Annotated in this window: 21 protein-coding genes and 1 other RNA gene; 14 read left to right on the top strand and 8 right to left on the bottom strand. The window is 54.2% G+C overall.

Annotated elements, in window-relative coordinates; all coding sequences use genetic code 11:
• The gene (gene uxaC / locus ACMYSN_RS18095) at positions 1-1,413 is read right to left on the bottom strand and encodes a glucuronate isomerase (RefSeq protein ID WP_123756381.1); all 1,413 of its coding nucleotides are present in this window, start codon (positions 1,411-1,413) and stop codon (positions 1-3) included.
• 482 nt (positions 1,414-1,895) lie between these two features.
• On the opposite strand from uxaC, the gene ACMYSN_RS18090 reads away from it, so the two are divergent.
• The 11 genes from ACMYSN_RS18090 (at position 1,896) to ACMYSN_RS18040 (ending at position 9,434) form a co-directional block, all read left to right on the top strand.
• Positions 1,896-3,197 carry an MFS transporter gene (locus tag ACMYSN_RS18090; protein ID WP_462495681.1) on the top strand — a complete coding sequence of 434 codons (1,302 nt, stop codon included), beginning with the start codon at positions 1,896-1,898 and terminating at the stop codon, positions 3,195-3,197.
• A gap of 129 nt (positions 3,198-3,326) precedes the next feature.
• On the top strand, positions 3,327-4,103 hold the full coding sequence (gene exuR / locus ACMYSN_RS18085; protein ID WP_462495680.1) for a transcriptional regulator ExuR: 777 nt from the start codon (positions 3,327-3,329) through the stop codon (positions 4,101-4,103).
• A 332-nt stretch (positions 4,104-4,435) separates the two neighbouring features.
• The gene (gene yqjA / locus ACMYSN_RS18080; RefSeq protein WP_123756378.1) at positions 4,436-5,098 is read left to right on the top strand and encodes a DedA family general envelope maintenance protein YqjA; all 663 of its coding nucleotides are present in this window, start codon (positions 4,436-4,438) and stop codon (positions 5,096-5,098) included.
• 2 nt (positions 5,099-5,100) lie between these two features.
• Positions 5,101-5,484, top strand: coding sequence for an EnvZ/OmpR regulon moderator MzrA (gene mzrA / locus ACMYSN_RS18075; protein WP_462498282.1), 384 nt, complete (start codon positions 5,101-5,103; stop codon positions 5,482-5,484).
• Between the two features lie 149 nt (positions 5,485-5,633).
• Positions 5,634-6,002: a DUF1090 domain-containing protein gene (locus tag ACMYSN_RS18070; RefSeq protein WP_123756377.1), complete on the top strand. Its 369-nt coding sequence runs from the start codon at positions 5,634-5,636 to the stop codon at positions 6,000-6,002.
• A gap of 45 nt (positions 6,003-6,047) precedes the next feature.
• Positions 6,048-6,353, top strand: coding sequence for an ElaB/YgaM/YqjD family protein (locus ACMYSN_RS18065; protein ID WP_123756376.1), 306 nt, complete (start codon positions 6,048-6,050; stop codon positions 6,351-6,353).
• Between the two features lie 2 nt (positions 6,354-6,355).
• The gene (locus ACMYSN_RS18060; RefSeq protein WP_462495679.1) at positions 6,356-6,754 is read left to right on the top strand and encodes a phage holin family protein; all 399 of its coding nucleotides are present in this window, start codon (positions 6,356-6,358) and stop codon (positions 6,752-6,754) included.
• Positions 6,751-7,047, top strand: coding sequence for a YqjK-like family protein (locus ACMYSN_RS18055; protein WP_462495678.1), 297 nt, complete (start codon positions 6,751-6,753; stop codon positions 7,045-7,047). Before ACMYSN_RS18060 ends, ACMYSN_RS18055 begins: the two co-directional genes overlap by 4 nt.
• 279 nt (positions 7,048-7,326) lie before the next feature.
• Positions 7,327-7,719, top strand: a complete 393-nt coding sequence (locus ACMYSN_RS18050) for a DoxX family protein (RefSeq protein WP_004867955.1) — start codon at positions 7,327-7,329, stop codon at positions 7,717-7,719.
• Between the two features lie 231 nt (positions 7,720-7,950).
• The gene (locus ACMYSN_RS18045; protein ID WP_462495677.1) at positions 7,951-8,937 is read left to right on the top strand and encodes a glutathione S-transferase family protein; all 987 of its coding nucleotides are present in this window, start codon (positions 7,951-7,953) and stop codon (positions 8,935-8,937) included.
• A 128-nt stretch (positions 8,938-9,065) separates the two neighbouring features.
• Positions 9,066-9,434, top strand: coding sequence for a DUF805 domain-containing protein (locus ACMYSN_RS18040; RefSeq protein ID WP_462495676.1), 369 nt, complete (start codon positions 9,066-9,068; stop codon positions 9,432-9,434).
• A 38-nt stretch (positions 9,435-9,472) separates the two neighbouring features.
• Here the strand turns inward: ACMYSN_RS18040 and ACMYSN_RS18035 are convergent, their stop codons facing one another.
• Positions 9,473-10,369 carry a LysR family transcriptional regulator gene (locus ACMYSN_RS18035; protein ID WP_123756371.1) on the bottom strand — a complete coding sequence of 299 codons (897 nt, stop codon included), beginning with the start codon at positions 10,367-10,369 and terminating at the stop codon, positions 9,473-9,475.
• Between the two features lie 104 nt (positions 10,370-10,473).
• On the opposite strand from ACMYSN_RS18035, the gene ACMYSN_RS18030 reads away from it, so the two are divergent.
• Positions 10,474-11,175 carry a pirin family protein gene (locus tag ACMYSN_RS18030; RefSeq protein WP_462495675.1) on the top strand — a complete coding sequence of 234 codons (702 nt, stop codon included), beginning with the start codon at positions 10,474-10,476 and terminating at the stop codon, positions 11,173-11,175.
• 24 nt (positions 11,176-11,199) lie between these two features.
• Positions 11,200-11,367: a hypothetical protein gene (locus ACMYSN_RS18025; RefSeq protein ID WP_462495674.1), complete on the top strand. Its 168-nt coding sequence runs from the start codon at positions 11,200-11,202 to the stop codon at positions 11,365-11,367.
• Between the two features lie 44 nt (positions 11,368-11,411).
• Here the strand turns inward: ACMYSN_RS18025 and mscS are convergent, their stop codons facing one another.
• The 6 genes from mscS to garP all read right to left on the bottom strand — a co-directional run bounded on the left by mscS (position 11,412) and on the right by garP (position 17,252).
• On the bottom strand, positions 11,412-12,284 hold the full coding sequence (gene mscS, locus ACMYSN_RS18020) for a small-conductance mechanosensitive channel MscS (RefSeq protein ID WP_123756369.1): 873 nt from the start codon (positions 12,282-12,284) through the stop codon (positions 11,412-11,414).
• A 293-nt stretch (positions 12,285-12,577) separates the two neighbouring features.
• An RNA gene (gene rnpB / locus ACMYSN_RS18015) (RNase P RNA component class A) lies at positions 12,578-12,956 on the bottom strand.
• A 32-nt stretch (positions 12,957-12,988) separates the two neighbouring features.
• On the bottom strand, positions 12,989-14,134 hold the full coding sequence (gene garK, locus ACMYSN_RS18010) for a glycerate 2-kinase (protein WP_462495673.1): 1,146 nt from the start codon (positions 14,132-14,134) through the stop codon (positions 12,989-12,991).
• A 65-nt stretch (positions 14,135-14,199) separates the two neighbouring features.
• On the bottom strand, positions 14,200-15,090 hold the full coding sequence (gene garR / locus ACMYSN_RS18005) for a 2-hydroxy-3-oxopropionate reductase (RefSeq protein ID WP_123756367.1): 891 nt from the start codon (positions 15,088-15,090) through the stop codon (positions 14,200-14,202).
• Between the two features lie 28 nt (positions 15,091-15,118).
• Positions 15,119-15,889, bottom strand: a complete 771-nt coding sequence (gene garL, locus ACMYSN_RS18000) for a 5-keto-4-deoxy-D-glucarate aldolase (protein WP_462495672.1) — start codon at positions 15,887-15,889, stop codon at positions 15,119-15,121.
• A 28-nt stretch (positions 15,890-15,917) separates the two neighbouring features.
• Positions 15,918-17,252 carry an MFS transporter gene (gene garP, locus ACMYSN_RS17995; RefSeq protein WP_462495671.1) on the bottom strand — a complete coding sequence of 445 codons (1,335 nt, stop codon included), beginning with the start codon at positions 17,250-17,252 and terminating at the stop codon, positions 15,918-15,920.
• 394 nt (positions 17,253-17,646) lie between these two features.
• Here garP and garD point away from each other — a divergent pair, with 394 nt between their 5' ends.
• A complete protein-coding gene (gene garD, locus ACMYSN_RS17990; RefSeq protein ID WP_462495670.1) occupies positions 17,647-19,218 on the top strand; it encodes a galactarate dehydratase in 1,572 nt (523 codons plus the stop codon).
• Positions 19,219-19,418: the final 200 nt, after the last annotated feature.

The raw sequence follows: 19,418 nt of genomic DNA, 5'->3' as shown, positions 1-19,418 counted from the left end.
TTAGTTCAGTTCAATAGCGAAGTAATCACGCGCATTGTTAAAGCAGATATTTTTCACCATCTCACCCAACAGCTGGATATCCGCTGGCGCTTCGCCGGCTTCAACCCAGCGGCCAATCATCTGGCACAGAATGCGACGGAAATATTCATGACGGGTGTAGGACAGGAAGCTGCGGCTGTCGGTTAACATCCCGACGAAACGGCTCAGCAGGCCGAGCTGTGCCAGCTGGGTCATCTGACGTTCCATCCCGTCTTTCTGATCGTTGAACCACCAGCCGGAGCCAAACTGCATCTTGCCCGGCATCCCTTCGCCCTGGAAGTTGCCGATCATGGTGCCCAGCACTTCGTTATCGCGCGGGTTCAGGCAGTAAAGAATAGTTTTCGGCAGCAGGTTCTCTTCATTCTGCTTGCTCAGCAGCTTCGACAGCTCTTCCGCCATCGGGCGGTCGTTGATGGAGTCAAAGCCCACATCAGGCCCCAGCAGTTTGAACTGACGCAGGTTATTGTTACGCAATGCGCCAATATGGTACTGCTGCACCCAGCCGCGACGGGCATATTCAGCTCCGAGGAAGACCAGCACCGCCGTTTTAAACTGCGCCACTTCCTGTTCGTTCAGCGCCGCGCCGGAGAGGCGACGGGCCAGAATGCTGTCCAGTTCCGCTTCGCTGGCTTCAGCAAACAGCACCACGTCGAGCGCGTGATCAGACACTTTACAGCCGTGAGCGGCGAAGTGATCCAGACGTTTCGTCAGCGCGGACTGCAGATCGGCAAAGCGGCGAATGTCGGTATCAGACACTTCACCCAGCTTCGCCATGTAGTCGTTGAACGTCGCCTGTTCAATGTTGAAGGCTTTATCCGGGCGCCAGCTTGGCAGCACTTTGGTTTTGAAGGTGGTCACTTTGGCCACCGCCGCGTGATGTTCCAGCGAATCGATCGGATCGTCGGTGGTACCGACCATTTTGACGTTCATCTGGGTCATGATCCCGCGGGCAGAGAAGCGGTCCTGAGCCAGCAGGTCGTTGCACTGATCCCAGATAGCACCCGCAGTTTGCGGCGATAACAGCTGACCGGTAATACCAAACGGACGGCGCAGTTCCAGGTGCGTCCAGTGATACAGCGGGTTGCCGATGGTATGCGGTACGGTGGCGGCCCAGGCGTCAAACTTCTCGCGGTCCGAGGCATCGCCGGTACACAGGCGCTCAGCCACGCCGTTGGTGCGCATCGCGCGCCACTTGTAGTGGTCGCCTTTCAGCCAGATGTCATACAGGTTTTTAAAACGGTAATCGTCGGCAATCTGCTGCGGTGGAAGGTGGCAATGATAGTCGAAAATCGGCTGATCTTTGGCGTAATCATGGTACAGACGACGAGCGAACTCGGTATCAAGCAGAAAATCTTCGGTCATAAACGCTGTCATTTTCATTTCCTCTTCGCTCCCCTTGAGGAGCCGTTCAGATGATTGACTATATGCTGACAAAGTTATCACACCAATTTCTACAGGCCGAAATCTTTTTCGTGAGTTAGATCAATAAACGCTGACAAAAAAAGTACTCACTCCGGAGTAAACACCGCTGCAAGCCGCGCCAGCACTGGCTTCTTCCGCAGGGAATAATACCCCCATAAACTTTCCCACTTTTGTGACAGCACTCAACTTTTAAAGTTGTATGACAAGTTATCGTTCTGCCGTCGCAACATATAAACCGTTGGAATGATTTCGCGATGATTTATCACATCGCATTGACCGGTATGGATACCGAATTAAGCAAAACAATTGATGGCAAGGTTCGGGCCATATGGGTTAATCCCCCTGAGCCCTCCGTTTCTCCTTCTCAACCCTGGTGACAGGGTTTGAAGATGGCCGCACTCGCTGCGGAGATAAAACAAACGATGAGGTTTTACATGCGTAAAATTAAAGGGTTACGTTGGTATATGATTGCACTGGTGACCATGGGCACCGTGCTGGGCTACCTGACGCGTAACACTGTGGCTGCGGCTGCGCCGACTCTGATGGAAGAGTTACACATCTCCACCCAACAGTATTCCTATATAATTGCAGCTTATTCAGCTGCTTATACCGTCATGCAGCCCGTTGCGGGCTACGTTCTTGATGTCCTGGGGACGAAAATCGGTTACGCCTTCTTCGCGATTGCCTGGGCTATCTTCTGTGGCTCCACGGCGCTGGCGGGCAGCTGGGGTGGATTAGCATTGGCACGTGGCGCCGTCGGTGCGGCAGAAGCCGCGATGATCCCGGCAGGCCTGAAGGCCAGCTCTGAGTGGTTCCCGGCAAAAGAACGTTCTATTGCCGTAGGCTACTTCAACGTCGGCTCCTCTATCGGCGCAATGATTGCTCCGCCGCTGGTGGTCTGGGCGATCGTGATGCACAGCTGGCAGATGGCGTTCATTATTTCCGGTGTCTTGAGTTTTATCTGGGCAATGGCTTGGCTGGTATTCTACAAACACCCGCGCGACCAGAAAAAATTAACCACCGAAGAACGTGACTACATTATTGGTGGTCAGGAATCTCAGCATCAGACCAATAACGGCAAGAAAATGTCTCCGTGGCAGATTCTGCGCAACCGCCAGTTCTGGGGCATCGCCCTGCCGCGTTTTCTGGCTGAACCAGCCTGGGGTACCTTTAACGCCTGGATCCCGCTGTTCATGTTTAAAGTCTACGGCTTTAACCTGAAAGAAATCGCGATGTTCGCCTGGATGCCGATGCTGTTTGCCGACCTGGGTTGCATCATCGGGGGTTACCTGCCGCCGCTGTTCCAGCGCTGGTTTGGTGTGAACCTGATTGTATCCCGTAAAATGGTGGTCACCATGGGCGCCCTGCTGATGATTGGCCCAGGGATGATCGGCCTGTTCACCAGCCCGTTCGTTGCTATCGCCCTGCTGTGCGTCGGTGGCTTCGCTCACCAGGCCCTGTCCGGTGCGCTGATTACGCTCTCTTCCGACGTGTTTGGCCGTAACGAAGTGGCAACCGCCAACGGTCTGACCGGTATGGCGGCATGGATGGCAAGTACCATGTTTGCTCTGGTGGTCGGTGCGCTGGCCGATACCATTGGTTTCAGCCCGCTGTTTGCCGTACTGGCGGTCTTCGACCTGCTGGGTGCCGTCGTTATCTGGACCGTGCTGAAGAACCAATCAGCCGATGACGACTCTCCCTCGCTCAAAACGAGTAAACCGGCGACGCAGAGCTAGTTGTTATACTGATTGAGTTGTTCACCAGGCCGCCTTCTTACAGGCGGCTTTTTCATGTCTTACAGTGGTGAGATGGGCGTAAAAGTGGTATAACAAATCCAATATTGTCGCCATCTTCCGGGAGTGAATATGGAAATCACAGAACCGCGTCGTTTGTATCAGCAGCTTGCCGCTGAGCTCAAGGCGCGTATTGAGCAAGGTGTCTACCTTGTGGGCGATAAACTGCCCGCAGAACGGTTTATCGCCGACGAGAAAAGCGTCAGCCGCACCGTGGTTCGCGAAGCCATTATCATGCTGGAAGTGGAAGGCTATGTTGAAGTCCGTAAAGGCTCAGGCATCCACGTTATCTCTAACCACCCGAAATACCAGCAGGCCATTGATGAGAACCTGGAGTTCGCCAGCTATGGTCCGTTTGAACTGCTGCAGGCGCGTCAGCTGATTGAAAGTAACATCGCTGAGTTCGCCGCCACCCAGGTGACCAAGCAGGACATCATGAAACTGATGGAGATCCAGGAGAAATCGCGCAAAGAGAAGTCGTACCGCGATTCTGAGTGGGACCTGCTGTTTCACGTCCAGGTTGCGTTGGCGACGCAGAATACTGCCCTCGCGGCTATCGTCGAACAAATGTGGACCCAGCGCGTGCACAACCCGTACTGGAAAAAACTGCATGATCACATCGACCTGCGCACCGTGGATAACTGGTGTGACGATCATGACGAAATCCTCAAAGCCTTGATTCGCAAAGATCCGCACGCGGCAAAACTGGCGATGTGGCAGCATCTGGAAAACACCAAGCTGATGCTGTTCAACGAAACCAGCGATGATTTTGAGTTCAACGCCGATCGTTACCTGTTTGCCGATAATCCTGTTGTTCACCTCGATACGGCGACCAACGGCGTAAAATAAGCGATTATCCGCCTGTCGGGCAGGCCGTCTGCGCCTGCCTGTTCCCTCGTTTGGGTAAGCAAACATATATAGTGTCAGCCTGTGTAAAGACACTCGCCACCCGCCATTGCAATCAGCAAAATCAATGCGCAACAAACTGCAATTTTTCTGACGAAAAGTCGGTGCCTTTGTTACAATTAGATGCATTTTGTCGCTCTGAGAGTTAGCTTTTGCTGGCTTCACTTTTGAACAAGGAACCGTTCAGAACGCATGAGCAACGGCCATAATCTAATAAGAATCCAGGTCGCTACCGCGTTCAGACATATCGTTAACCGATGTACCAGGAATCGTGAATGGAACTATTAACCCAATTGTTGAATGCTCTGTGGAGCCAGGATTACGAAACTCTCGCCAATCCCTCCATGATTGGCATGCTGTATTTTGTCTTATTTATGATTTTGTTCCTTGAGAACGGCCTGCTTCCTGCCGCCTTCTTGCCCGGCGACAGCCTGCTGGTGCTGGTCGGTGTGCTGATTGCCAAAGGGGCGATGGGTTTTCCGGAAACGCTGCTTCTCCTGACCACCGCCGCCAGCCTGGGCTGTTGGCTCAGCTATATCCAGGGGCGCTGGCTTGGTAATACGCGAATAGTCCAAAACTGGCTGTCACATTTGCCGTCGCACTACCACCAGCGTGCGCATCACCTGTTCCACAAGCACGGGCTCTCCGCGCTGTTGATTGGCCGCTTTATTGCGTTCGTACGTACTCTGCTGCCCACCATCGCCGGGCTGTCCGGTCTGAATAATGCCCGTTTTCAGTTCTTTAACTGGATGAGCGGCCTGCTGTGGGTGCTGATTCTGACGACCCTGGGCTATCTGCTGGGTAAAACGCCGGTCTTCCTGAAGTATGAGGACCAGCTGATGTCCTGTCTGATGCTGCTGCCGGTGGTGCTGCTGGTGTTTGGCCTGGTCGGTTCGTTAGTTGTCCTGTGGAAGAAAAAACACAGTAGTCGGGGATGAAGATGGTCAAAAAAAGCCTCTCTGTGCGCCAGATTGGCTGGATGCTGGGCGGCTCTGTGCTTCTGTGCGCCCTGTTCTGGCTCTGGCTTGCTGTCCAACAGCAGGAATCCACCCTGGCGATCCACCCTGTCACCCAGGGTGTTGGCATGCCGGATGGCTTCTCCGTCTGGCATCATCTCGACGCCAACGGCATTCGCTTTAAAAGCATTACCCCTCAAAAAGACGGGCTGTTGATTAAGTTTGACTCCAGCGAGCAAAGCATCGCGGCAAAAGAAGTGCTGGGCCGCGCCCTGCCGCACGGTTATATTATTGCTTTGCATGAGGATGAAAATACGCCAACAGCATGGCTCTCTCGCCTGCGCGACGTCCCTCATAGATTCGGATAATTACCAAAATTCTGAATATTTTCACACAGTTTGGTGAAATCTCGTTTTACTTACTATGCTTAAGATTGCGGGAGCCGCCGGGCTGACGTTTATCGACTGGATCGGGCATATCTCCCGGATATGCCCTTACACAATGGAAGGTAGCATTCATGAAATACCACGTCGTTCTGCTGCTGGTTATGGGTTCGCTGAGCGCCAGCGCCTTTGCCAACTCCCCGTGTCAGGAAAAAGAGCAGGATATCAAGCGTGAGATCACCTACGCTGAAAAACACCACAATCAGAACCGCATTGACGGTCTGAACAAAGCGCTTAGTGAAGTCAGAGCACACTGCAATGACGGCCAGCTCAAGGCCGATCATCAGCAAAAAATCGCCAAACAGCGGGAAGAAGTGGCTGAACGCCAGCGCGACCTGCAGGAAGCCCGGCAGAAAGGTGACAAGGATAAAATCAGCAAGCGTCAGAGCAAGCTTGATGAAGCGCAACAAGAGCTGAAAACGCTGGAGTCGCGTGATTATTAATCCGTAATTTCTTACGTATATGGAACCACTCTATAGGAGAGAAAGATGCCTAAAGACAACGTTGCAGACGATCTGCGTGCCGAACTGAAAACGCTGGCGGATACCCTGGAAGAAGTGCTGAACTCCTCAGCGGATAAGTCAAAAGAAGAAGTGGGCAAACTGCGTAGTAAAGCGGAAAGCGCGCTGAAAGAGAGCCGCGTTCGCCTCGGTGAAACCAGCGACGCCATCGTCAGACAAACCCGTGAAACCGCTGCTCGCGCCGACGACTATGTCCGCGAAAATCCGTGGACCGGTGTCGGGATTGGCGCAGCCGTCGGGCTGGTGCTGGGTGTCCTGCTGACGCGTCGTTAATTATGGCGGATACTCAACACACGCAAGGCCCAGGCAAGAGCGTTTTCGGTATTGGTCAGCGGATAATTAGCCTGCTGGTCGAAATGCTGGAAACGCGCCTGCGCCTGGTGGTCGTGGAGCTGGAAGAAGAGAAAGCCAATCTCTTCCAGCTGTTTCTGATGCTGGGACTGACGCTGCTGTTTGCCGCCTTTGGCCTGATGAGCCTGCTGGTGCTGATTATCTGGGCCATCGATCCGCAATACCGACTGAACGTCATGATTGCCACCACCGCCGTACTGCTGCTCAGCTCGCTGATAGGCGGGATCTGGACGCTACGCAAAGCCCGTCGTTCGACGTTCCTGCGCATGACGCGCAAAGAACTGGCCGAAGACCGGGCGCTGCTGGAGGACGATCGGTCATGAGCAATAAGCAGGAACGTGAACGGCAAAAAGCGCTGCTGCTGCGCCAGATCCAACAACAACGGCTGGATTTAAGCGCCAGCCGTCGTGACTGGCTTGAGGCCACCGCACCGATCGATCGCGGTTGGCAGACGTTCCAGCATCTCCGCTCATGGGCGATGGTCGGCAGCGGTATCATGGCGGTGTGGTCAGTGCGCCATCCGCGGTTTTTACTGCGCTGGACAAAACGCGGCGTCGGCCTCTGGAGCACCTGGCGTATGGTCAAACGCCTGCTGCGCCAGCCATCCACTCACTGATCCCCCTCAGGCGCAACAGCGCCGCTTTACGGCTGACACTCCTCACAATCCCTGACGTTCTTTCTCTGTGCCAGCGGGTCGCCGCTGCGTGCAGATACGTTCATTTGGCCTTCCCCCCATCACTTACTCAGATTCTTTGATAAAGATCTACAGTTTTCCTTGCTAACAATTACTCCAGAGCCTCGCTAATATCCACTCCATCGACAGCAAGCCCGCGTAACTATGCAGGATTGCACTAAAAAACAAAATCGCCGCCCTTTGGGTTTACTGGAGTAAGAAATGAAAAAATTAGAAGATGTTGGTGTACTGGTAGCGCGTATTCTGATGCCAATCCTGTTCATCACCGCAGGGTGGGGAAAAATTACCGGTTATGCGGGCACGCAACAGTATATGGAAGCCATGGGCGTACCGGGCGCACTGCTGCCGTTAACCATTCTTCTGGAGTTTGGCGGCGGTCTGGCTATCCTGTTCGGTTTCCTGACCCGTACCACCGCGCTGTTCACCGCAGGCTTTACTCTGCTGACCGCGTTCCTGTTCCACAGCAACTTTGCTGAAGGCGTGAACTCGCTGATGTTCATGAAAAACCTGACAATTGCAGGCGGCTTCCTGCTGCTGGCTATCACCGGTCCAGGCGCATTCAGCATCGACCGCGTGCTGAATAAAAAGTGGTAAGCGCACTATACCCTAAATAATTCGAGTTACTTGTAGCCGGCAAGCGCTGGCCCGTAGGGTGAGCCTCATCATCAATGAGGCCCATCATTCCCAGCAGCTTACTGAAGTAAGTGACTGGGGTGTACAGCCAACACCCAGGCAACTTGCAGGATGAAGGGTATATACTGAATGAACAATAAAGCGAGGAGACATCTCCTCGCTTTTGCTATCTGAAGTCTGAAGGAGGAGAGAATGGGACAATTAATCGATGGCGTCTGGCAGGATACCTGGTATGACACCGCATCCACCGGCGGACGTTTCAAGCGCTCGGTGTCGGCATTTCGCAACTGGCTGACCGCCGATGGCGCGCCAGGCCTCTCCGGTAGCGGTGGTTTTGCTGCCGAAAAAGACCGCTATCATCTGTACGTTTCCCTTGCCTGTCCGTGGGCGCACCGCACGCTGATCATGCGCAAGCTCAAAGGACTGGACCCGTTTATTTCCGTCTCGGTGGTTCACCCCCTGATGCTGGAAAACGGCTGGACCTTCGCTCACGATTTCCCCGACGCAACCGGCGATTCACTGTATCAACACGACTTTCTCTATCAGCTCTATCTGCACGCCGATCCGCACTATACCGGGCGCGTGACGGTGCCGGTATTGTGGGATAAAAAGCAGAACACCATCGTCAGCAACGAATCGGCGGATATCATCCGTATGTTCAATGGCGCTTTCGACGCGTTGGGGGCCACAGCCGGCGATTACTACCCGCCAGCCCTGCGCGAAACCATCGATGAACTGAACGCCTGGATCTACGACAACGTCAATAATGGGGTCTACAAAGCCGGATTCGCCACCAGCCAGCAGGCATACGATGAGGCAGTAACGGCAGTATTTGTATCGCTCGATCGCCTGGAGAAGATCCTTGGTGAGCACCGCTACCTGACGGGTAATCAGCTCACGGAAGCCGATATTCGGCTGTGGACCACTCTCGTGCGTTTCGACCCGGTCTACGTGACCCACTTTAAGTGCGATAAACACCGCATCAGCGATTACCCTAATCTGTATGGTTTCCTGCGCGATATCTACCAGATGCCAGGCATCGCAGAGACGGTAAATTTTGCCCATATCCGCAACCACTACTACCGCAGCCATAAAACGATCAACCCCACCGGAATTATCTCCGTCGGCCCGCATCAGGATCTCAGCGAACCGCACGGCCGGGATCGTCTCTTCAGCTAAACATTCAGGCGCCCGCTGCGGCGCCTGATATTTCATCTGGTGAATATATTTACCCGCCTTCCATTCACGGCTATTCTTATTTCGATCGCTTAAAAAACAAGTGATTGACCGTTAATCGAGGCGTAAAAATGGACTGGTATTTAAAAGTACTGAAAAACTATATTGGATTTGGTGGCCGCGCTCGGCGCAAAGAATACTGGATGTTTATTCTGGTCAACATCGTTCTGACCGTTGTCCTGGGTATCATCGACAAGATGTTAGGCTGGCAGCGCGCGGGTGGGGAAGGCATCCTGACGACGATTTATGGCGTGCTGGTCTTTCTGCCATGGTGGGCGGTGCAGTTTCGCCGTTTGCACGACACCGATCGCTCAGCGTGGTGGCTATTGCTGATGCTGATCCCGGTCATTGGCTGGCTGGTTATCCTGGTGTTCAACTGCCAGAACGGCACGCCGGGAGCGAACCGTTTCGGGCCGGAACCTAAAACGTCATCCTTATAATGACTGCGCTCCTTCTGCGGCAGGAGCGCACCGTCAACTTACTTCCTGGCAAACAGCTTCGGGATCTCTCGCAGACACCATGATTTCGCTTCGCCCATGCTATCGCGGCGCCACGCCATGATAATGTCGATCTCATTGGTGTATTCCGGGCTGACTACCCGTAAGCGCCCTTCGGCAATGTCCTGCTCAACCAGCGGATAGGGCATCGTCGCCACCCCTAAACCCGCCAACAGCGCCTGCCGCTTATCTTCAATGGTACTGACCGTCAGACGCGGCTGCTTATCGAGTAATTGCACCGTCAGCACCGGACGTTCACGGGCGGTATCCGCCACCGCAACGCCGCGATACTTAACCCGAGTGACTTCAGAAAGTGGCTCAGGCTCCTGATGGATCGGGTGATCCGGCGCGGCAACGTAGACGTTCATCACCGAATAGAGCTTACGGGAGTTAATCTCCGACGAGGAGCGAAAATGCATATCCGGCGCCACGACGATATCCGCCCGCCCCTGCTCCAGGCGCTCCCATGCCCCGGCCAGTACTTCGGTTATCACCGACAGTTGGGTATTGGATTTGGTCGCCAGCTTTTCAATCAGCGGGAAGAAATCCTGCGTCGGGACCAGCGCTTCTGTCACGATGGTCAGATGCGTTTCCCAGCCGCGCGAGAGGGCTTCGGCATCGGTGGTGAGCTTATCTGCCGCTTCCAGCAGCACGCGTCCGCGCTCCAGCAACATGCGACCAACGTTAGTGAATTTTGTCCGATGACCTGAGCGGTCAAACAGCACCACATCCAGTTCCTCTTCCAGCTTTTGCATCGTGTAGCTAAGGGCGGAGGGCACCCGACCGAGCTCGTCAGCCGCAGCAGCAAAGCTCCCGCGCCTGTCGATAGCGTCCATTACACGTAACGCTTCCAGCGTTAATGCTCTCTCTTTAGCCATAAGACTCTCATTCAGGAAATTTGAACATACCAGGCAGAATATCTGGCTAACAATACAGCGTCCATACCTTTACCATTGATTTAGTGTAAAGAGAGGTCAAAAAAATGATTACTACCCGAACAGCCAAACAATGTGGACAAGCAGATTTCGGCTGGCTGCAGGCCCGCTACACCTTTTCCTTTGGACACTACTTTGACCCTAAACTGTTAGGATACGCCTCCCTGCGCGTGCTCAACCAGGAAGTTCTGGCCCCCGGCGCGTCGTTTCAGCCGCGGACCTACCCGAAAGTCGATATTCTGAACCTGATTCTGGAAGGGGAAGCGGAATATCGCGACAGTGACGGCAACCATGTGCAGGCAAAGACCGGTGAAGCGCTGCTGATATCGACTCAGCCAGGGATCAGCTACAGCGAACATAACCTGAGTAAAGAGGGGTCGCTGACCCGGATGCAGCTCTGGCTGGATGCTTGCCCGCAGCGGGAAAACCCGCAAATACAAAAGCTGGCCATCGCCGATGCTCCATATCAGCTGCTCGCGTCCCCGGACGGCGCGCAGAACAGTTTGCAGCTTCGTCAGCAGGTGTGGATCCACCAGCTCGATCTCGCCGCCGGCGAACACATCAATGTGCAGTTGCACGGGCCGCGTGCCTATCTGCAATCGATTCATGGCACGGTGCATGCCGTTGCTTGTGAAGAAGAGAAGCAGGCGTTGACCTGTGGAGACGGCGCATTTATTCGTGACGAAGCTAACATTACCCTTGTTGCCGATACGCCTTTACGCGCTTTACTGATAGATTTACCAGTGTAATTACAGCAGTGATGGAGTCTGTCAGTGAGTAAGCATAAGAAGAAAACAGTAAAAGCCGTACCGTCGTCTCAACCTCTGCAGCAAGACGCACCGAAGGTCGCCAGTTTTGGCTATGACGAGATGCTCAGTGAACTGGAAGCTATCGTTGCAGACGCCGCCACGCGGCTTCAGGATGAAGAAAACGCCGCCTGATACACTAGATTCGGCCCCAGAAGGGGCCGATTGTGTCGCCAGGCCTAGCCGTGGGGCTGGATCAGTGGATTCCCCGCCGGACTCATCAAACGCACGTCCATGCGTGGCCCTGGCAACAGGATCTGGTGTTCATCTAACGAGTCTTTAATATTTTCCAGCAAGTCGAAATAGGTATCCCAGTATTCACTGTTTTTCACCCACACGCGCACGGTGAAATTCAGCGTTGATGGTCCAAGCTCAATAAGTCGTACCGTGGTGCCGCGGGATTTATCGATTCGCCGCTCATTATCAATAATATCCTGAATAACCGTTTTCACTTCACTGATACGGCTTTGGTAAGCAACGCCTAATAGCAGATCGATACGCCGCCACGGGTGACGTGAATAGTTGACGATACTGTCGGCAATAATTTTCCCGTTGGGAATCACCACTTCTTTGTTATCTACCGTCAACAAGGTTGTCGAGAAGACATGCACCGTTTGTACTACCCCGGAGACGGCGCCTACTTCAACAAAATTACCGGCACGGAAAGGGCGCAGCGTCACCAGCAGCACGCCGGCGGCAAAGTTCGAGAGTGAGCCCTGCAGCGCCAGGCCAATCGCTAAGCCAGCGGCACCAATGACGGCGATGATAGATGAGGTTTCAATCCCGACCCGCCCCAGGGCCGCCACGATCGCAAATGCCATGGTGATATAACGAACAATTGCCGCAAAGAAATGCACCACCGTGGCGTCGACGTTTCGCCGTACCAGAATTTTTTCAATGGCCTTGGATAATAGTTTCGATATTATCTTGCCGACAAACAGCAGTATTATTGCCGCAGCAATATTCCAGCCGAATTGAAAAATAGTATCGCCATGACCTTTCAACCATTCAATGGCAAATTTCACTTGTGGAAATAAAACAAAATTTTTCATATCATCCACGCTCCTGCCGGGCAGCAAAGAATAAAAATACTATCCATTAACCTGTAAGACGGCAGAATTCATCCCAGAAATCATTGCGCACAACGGATAGAACAGACCAACACTTATTCTGACAGTATCACCGAGAGTTCCGTTAAACACAGCCCAAAAAACGTTTAAATTTATACATTGGTTGGCGTGGGTGAATATTCGGGAATAAAAGATAAAGCTGCAGGAACATTTTTCTTAACGGTTGAGCGTACACGTTGAAGCAAAAACCCCGCCGAAGCGGGGTTTTCTTTGAATGGTGAAGCTGACCGTTAAGCCGGGTTCTGTCGTGGACAGTCATTCATCTAGGCCAGCAATCGCTCACTGGCTCAAGCAGCCTACCCGGGTTCAGTACGGGCCGTACCTTGTGAACCCCTATTTGGCCTTGCTCCGGGTGGAGTTTACCGTGCCGCGAACTGTTACCAGACGCGCGGTGCGCTCTTACCGCACCCTTTCACCCTTACCTGATCCCACTTGCGTGGGCCATCGGCGGTTTGCTCTCTGTTGCACTGGTCGTGGGCTTGCGCCCCCCAGGCGTTACCTGGCACCCTGCCCTATGGAGCCCGGACTTTCCTCCCCTCCGTCTGTCTCCTCCGAAGAGGACGACGACGAAGCGGCGACTGTCTGGTCAGCTTCGGCGCGCAGTATAGAGGGTTTGCACCCGCTTGTCATCCCTCCGTCGCCATCCCCACCTGCAATGTCGCCGCAATATTCCGCGACGCATGGTAAATATTGTCCGACGCACCGCGAAATGCCTCTTCCAGCGTCGTTATACCGGTCAGCACGCTGAACACCGCATCAATACCATGCTGGTGAACGATGCCCACATCGCTGGTCAGGCTGCCAGCAATACCAATCACCGGCTTATGGTATTTTTTCGCGACGCTCGCCACGCCAACCGGCACCTTGCCATTAATACTCTGGCTATCCAGCCGGCCTTCGCCGGTCACCACCAGCGAACAATCGAGGATATGCTCTTCCAGATTCAACGCCTGGGTCACTATCTCGATCCCACTGCGTAATTCGGCATGCAGGAACGCCATCAACGCCGCGCCCATCCCACCGGCTGCCCCGGCGCCAGCCACCTGCTTCACATCCACCTGCAGGTCGGCCTGAATGATCTGCGCGTAATGCGCCAGATTATCGTCCAGCTCGCAGATCATCGCTTCGGTCGCCCCCTTCTGTGGCCCAAATATCCGCGATGCACCGCTCTCGCCGATCAGCGGGTTGGTCACATCGCAGGCCACGCGGATCGCGCAATCCTGCAGTCGGGCATCAAGCCCGGAAACGTCGATCGAATTGAGATGGCACAGGCTGCCGCCACCGTGGCCAATTTCGGCACCTTCGGCATCGCAAAGACGCGCGCCCAGCGCCTGTACCATCCCCGCGCCGCCGTCATTAGTCGCGCTACCGCCAATGCCAATAATGATATTTTTCGCCCCGTGATCCAGCGCCTGCAAAATCAGCTCGCCGGTACCACGTGACGTCGTCAATAACGGATTGCGCTGCGCCGGTGGCACCAGCGCCAGGCCACTGGCCGCCGCCATTTCAATAAACGCCGTGTTACCGTCGCCGGAAAGCCCCCAGCAGGCATCAACAGGAACCCCTAATGGCCCCGTCACACAGGCGCTCATCTCGGTTCCCTGGGTCGCGGCGATCATCGCTTCAACGGTACCCTCGCCGCCGTCGGCAAGAGGAACCTTCACGTACTGCGCATCGGGGAAAATTTCCCGAAAACCTTTTTCAATAGCCTGTGCAACCTCAGTCGCCGAGAGGCTTTCTTTATAAGAGTCTGGGGCGATTACGATTTTCATAGTTATGTAGCCTGACAGTGCCGCGCAAGGCAAGAATTACAGGGCGCGCGCCCGCGCCCTTCTTGTTAGCGAGTGACTTCCACTTTCGCCAGTTTTTCGTAGTAGCACGCAAGTGCGCTATGGTCGGCGGTACCCAGACCGTCGGCACGCAGCGCCTGCATCATCTCCATCACCGCCGCGGTCAGCGGCAGCTGTGCGCCCACCCCATGGGAGGTATCCAGCGCATTCGCCAGATCTTTGATATGCAGATCGATACGGAAACCTGGCTTGAAGTTGCGATCCATCACCATCGGCGCTTTGGCATCCAGCACGGTGCTGCCGGCCAGGCCGCCGCGAATGGCCTGATACACCAGGTCCGGGTTAACGCCGGCTTTCGTTGCCAGGGTCAGTGCTTCAGACATCGCGGCAATGTTCAGCGCCACAATCACCTGGTTGGCCAGCTTGGTCACGTTGCCCGCGCCAATATCGCCGGTGTGCACCACGGAGCCCGCCATGGCTTTCAGCAGGTCGTAATACTTGTCAAAAATCGCTTTATCGCCACCCACCATCACTGACAAGGTGCCGTCGATGGCCTTCGGTTCACCACCGCTGACCGGCGCATCGAGCATATCCACGCCTTTGGCCTTCAGAGCATCGCTGATTTCGCGGCTCGCCAGCGGAGCAATTGAGCTCATGTCGATCAGCACCGTACCCGGCTTCGCGCCTTCGATAATGCCGCCTTCACCCAGCGCCACCTCTTTAACGTGCGGTGAGTTCGGCAGCATAGTGATGATCACGTCACACTGTTCAGCAATCGCCTTCGCCGAGGTGGCGGTTTCCGCGCCAGCGGCAATCACGTCGGCAATCGCTTCCATATTGCGGTCGGTAACCACCAACGAGTAACCCGCCTTCAGGAGGTTTTTACTCATTGGTTTACCCATGATGCCCAGGCCAATAAAACCAACTTTCATTGTCATAACGTTATCTCTCTCGTATCGATGGTGATTATTTTTTAAAGGAATCAGCTAATTTCTGCGTCGCCGAGCGGAATACGCCAAGGTCGCTGCCGACGGCCACAAATGTCGCGCCCCACTCCAGATAACGGCGTGCATCCGCCTCTACCGGTGCCAGAATCCCGCTAGGCTTACCGTGCTTTTTCGCACTGGCGAAGATGTGCTGGATAGCTTTCTGCACTTCCGGATGCGACGCGTTGCCCAGATGCCCTAAGGCAGCAGCCAGATCGCTTGGGCCGACAAAAATACCGTCGACGCCGTCGGTAGCGGCAATCGCATCCACGTTATCCACCCCTTGCTGGCTCTCGATTTGCACCAGGATGGTGATGTTTTTGTTCGATTGCGCGAAGTAATCCGGCACGGTGCCAAACATATTGGCGCGGTGCGACACGGACACGCCGCGGATGCCTTCTGGCGGATAGCGGGTGGAAGCCACCGCATTGACCGCCTCCTCTTTGCTCTCAACGAACGGGATCAGGAAGTTATAGAAACCGATATCCAGCAGGCGTTTAATATTGACCGGCTCGTTGGTCGGTACACGCACCACTGGCGCGCTGGCGCTGCCTTTCAGCGCCATCAGTTGAGGGATAAAGGTTGAGATGTCGTTCGGCGCATGTTCACCGTCCAGCACCAGCCAATCGAAACCAGCCAGGCCTAACACTTCGGTGCTAATCGGGCTGGTCAGCGCTGACCAGCAGCCAATCTGAATCTGATGTGCCGCCAGAGCAGCCTTAAATTTGTTCGGGAAGATATCGTTGTTCATCGCTTATACCTTGTCACTTAACCGTTAATTATTTCTGCAGTTCCATACGCTTGATGTCGCCGACAATAAACAGATAGCAAACCATCGCCATCAGAGCCGAACAGCCGACGAAGACCAGCGCAGCGTTGAATGAGTGCAGCTCGCTCACCAGGTAACCGATAACCAGCGGGGTCACAATGGAGGCAATGTTGCCGAAGACGTTGAAGACCCCACCGCACAGACCGACGATCTCTTTTGGCGCGGTATCCGAAATCACCGGCCAGCCGAGTGCGCCAAACCCTTTACCAAAGAACGCCAGCGCCATCAGCGTCACGACCAGCGCGGTGTTATCGGTGTAGTTACACAGAATAATGGTTGAGGCCAGCAGCATACCGAGAACAATCGGCAATTTACGCGCCACGGTGAGAGAAAAACCGCGTTTAATCAAAGCGTCAGAGAACACGCCACCCAGTACGCCCCCGACAAAACCACACAGCGCCGGGATTGAGGCCACCAGCCCCACTTTCAGAATCGACATCCCTTTTTCCTGCACCAGGTAAATCGGGAACCAGGTGAGGAAGAACCACGTGATGGTGTTGATAAAATATTGGCCGAAGAACACGCCCAGCATCATGCGGTTGCTCAACAGCTGCTTGATATAGTGAAGTTTAGGACCGCTGGCCGCCGCGCTGCCCGGCTTTTTATGGTCCATATCGACTACTGCGCCGTTATCAGAGATGAACTTCAGCTCTTCTTTACTCATACGCGGATGGTCGGTCGGGTTATGGATCAACTTGACCCACAGACCGGTCAGTACGAAGCCGATGGCGCCCATCACGGTAAAGACATGCTCCCAGCCCCAAGCAAACGTCAGCCAGCCCAGCAGCGGTGAGAACAGCGCGAGGGAAAAGTACTGCGCGGAGTTAAAGATAGCCGAAGCGGTGCCGCGTTCTTTGGTCGGGAACCAGGCCGCTACGATACGGGCGTTTGCCGGGAAGGAAGGCGCTTCCGAGAAACCAAGCATAAAACGCATGATAAACATGGAGATACCCGCCCAGGCCAGCGGGAACATATCCACAAAGCCCTGCAGGAAGGTGAACAGTGACCAGAAGAACAGGCTATAGGTGTAGACTTTCTTCGAGCCAAATTTATCCAGCAGCCAGCCGCCGGGGATCTGCATCAGCAGGTAGGCCCAGCCAAAAGCGGAGAAAATATAGCCCATTGATACGGCACTGAGCTGCAGCTCTTTCGCCACTTCCGTCCCGGCAATAGATAATGTTGCACGGTCGGCATAGTTAACGGCGGTAACAATAAATATAATAAGTAGAATTAAATACCGGGTTGGTATACCTTTTCTTTGTTCTATCGTTGCATCCAGACTCATTTAATATTCCTCAGGTACAGCACACCTACCATTATTTATTTTTGGTGTGATTTTTAATTATTCAGAAATCGATATCAAACTTCCTCGATTTACTCATCCGGTGCATTGCAAGCATGATTCAGTATAATCAGCCGGCGCTCATTGAACACTGTGCATATAACCCATAAGCAGCGACAAAAACCAGTTATTACTGTGCAAATGCAATAACAAATGGGCGCTGATGCACAGTTCCGGCGTTTTCCCTTGTTGTCAGGCTGGCTCTCGCCACAATGAGTGATTTAGATCACATTTTAAATCCTGAACACCTGACATTCTTTATTTAACAAATCACAGTGGCACTCTTTGAATAACCGATTTATTTAATTATTCGCACCTTGCTGGAGAATACTGGACAATGGCTGACATTGAAATTAGACAAGAATCGCCGACGGCGTTTTATATAAAAGTACACGATACCGATAATGTGGCGATTATTGTTAACGATCGAGGTTTAACGGCCGGAACGCGTTTCCCTGATGGGCTGACGTTGATCGAGCATATCCCGCAAGGTCACAAAGTGGCGCTGGTCGATATTCCCGTACACGGCGAAATCATCCGCTACGGCGAGGTGATTGGTTACGCCGTACGCGATATCGCACGCGGTAGCTGGATTGATGAATCCATGGTTGAGCTGCCGAGCGCGCCGCCATTAAACACGCTACCACTGGCAACAAAAGTGCCGGAGCCCCTACCGCCGCTTACCGGCTACACCTTCGAGGGGTACCGCAATGCGGATGGCAGCGTCGGCACCAAGAACCTGCTGGGGATCACCACCAGCGTTCACTGCGTGGCTGGGGTCGTGGATTATGTCGTGAAAATTATTGAACGTGATCTGCTGCCAAAATATCCGAATGTCGATGGCGTGGTTGGCCTTAATCATCTGTATGGCTGCGGCGTCGCGATCAACGCCCCCGCCGCGGTGATCCCTATCCGCACCATCCATAATATTTCGCTGAACCCAAACTTTGGCGGTGAAGTGATGGTGGTGGGTCTGGGCTGTGAAAAACTCCAGCCTGAACGTCTGCTGCAGGGAACCGAGGATGTTCAGCCGATTGCCGTCGACAGCGCCAGCATCGTGCGCTTACAGGACGAACATCACGTCGGTTTTGAATCGATGGTGGAAGATATCCTGCAGGTTGCCGAGCGTCATCTGGCAAAACTGAACGCCCGTCAGCGCGAAACCTGCCCGGCCTCTGAACTGGTGGTCGGCATGCAGTGTGGCGGCAGCGATGCCTTCTCCGGCGTGACCGCTAACCCGGCCGTGGGCTATGCCTCCGATCTGTTGGTTCGCTGCGGCGCAACCGTCATGTTCTCTGAGGTAACCGAAGTTCGCGACGCCATTCATCTGCTGACGCCACGGGCGATCAACGAAGAGGTCGGCAAGCGTCTGCTCGAAGAGATGGCCTGGTACGATAACTACCTCGACCTGGGGAAAACCGACCGCAGCGCCAACCCTTCTCCGGGCAATAAAAAAGGCGGTCTGGCGAACGTGGTAGAAAAAGCGCTGGGCTCTATCGCCAAATCGGGTAAAAGCGCGATTGCGGAAGTGTTGTCTCCGGGCCAGCGCCCGACGAAACGCGGCCTGATCTTCGCCGCCACCCCGGCCAGCGATTTTGTCTGCGGCACACAACAGGTGGCCTCGGGAATTACCGTGCAGGTGTTTACCACCGGGCGCGGCACGCCATACGGTCTGGTGGCGGTGCCGGTTATTAAAATGGCGACCCGCACCGAACTGGCAAACCGCTGGTATGACTTAATGGACATCAACGCCGGGACCATCGCCACCGGCGAAGAGACCATCGAAGACGTCGGCCTGAAACTGTTTGAGTTTATTCTTGATGTGGCGAGCGGTCGCAAGAAGACCTTCTCTGACCGCTGGGGCCTGCATAATCAGCTGGCGGTGTTTAACCCAGCGCCGGTGACCTGATTAACTACCGGCAGCGTAGCATTGTGCCCCTCTCCTGCAAGGAGAGGGCTATCTTTAGCCCTTCAAGGCTTTCGGTTGGGATCCCTTCATCAACTGACATTACTAACTGAAGGTTGTTTCTAATCCAGGAGACAGATCACCAGATGTTTGACTACTTTGTGCTATAACGGAATGTCTCAGGATAAGAATTTGTTTCTATG

Origin of the sequence: Klebsiella sp. R445, from assembly GCF_051131755.1 — a bacterium.
Classification (GTDB): Bacteria; Pseudomonadota; Gammaproteobacteria; order Enterobacterales; family Enterobacteriaceae; genus Klebsiella; species Klebsiella lignicola.
Note: the sequence above shows the minus strand (reverse complement) of the source record. Positions and strands in the feature narration are given on the sequence as shown.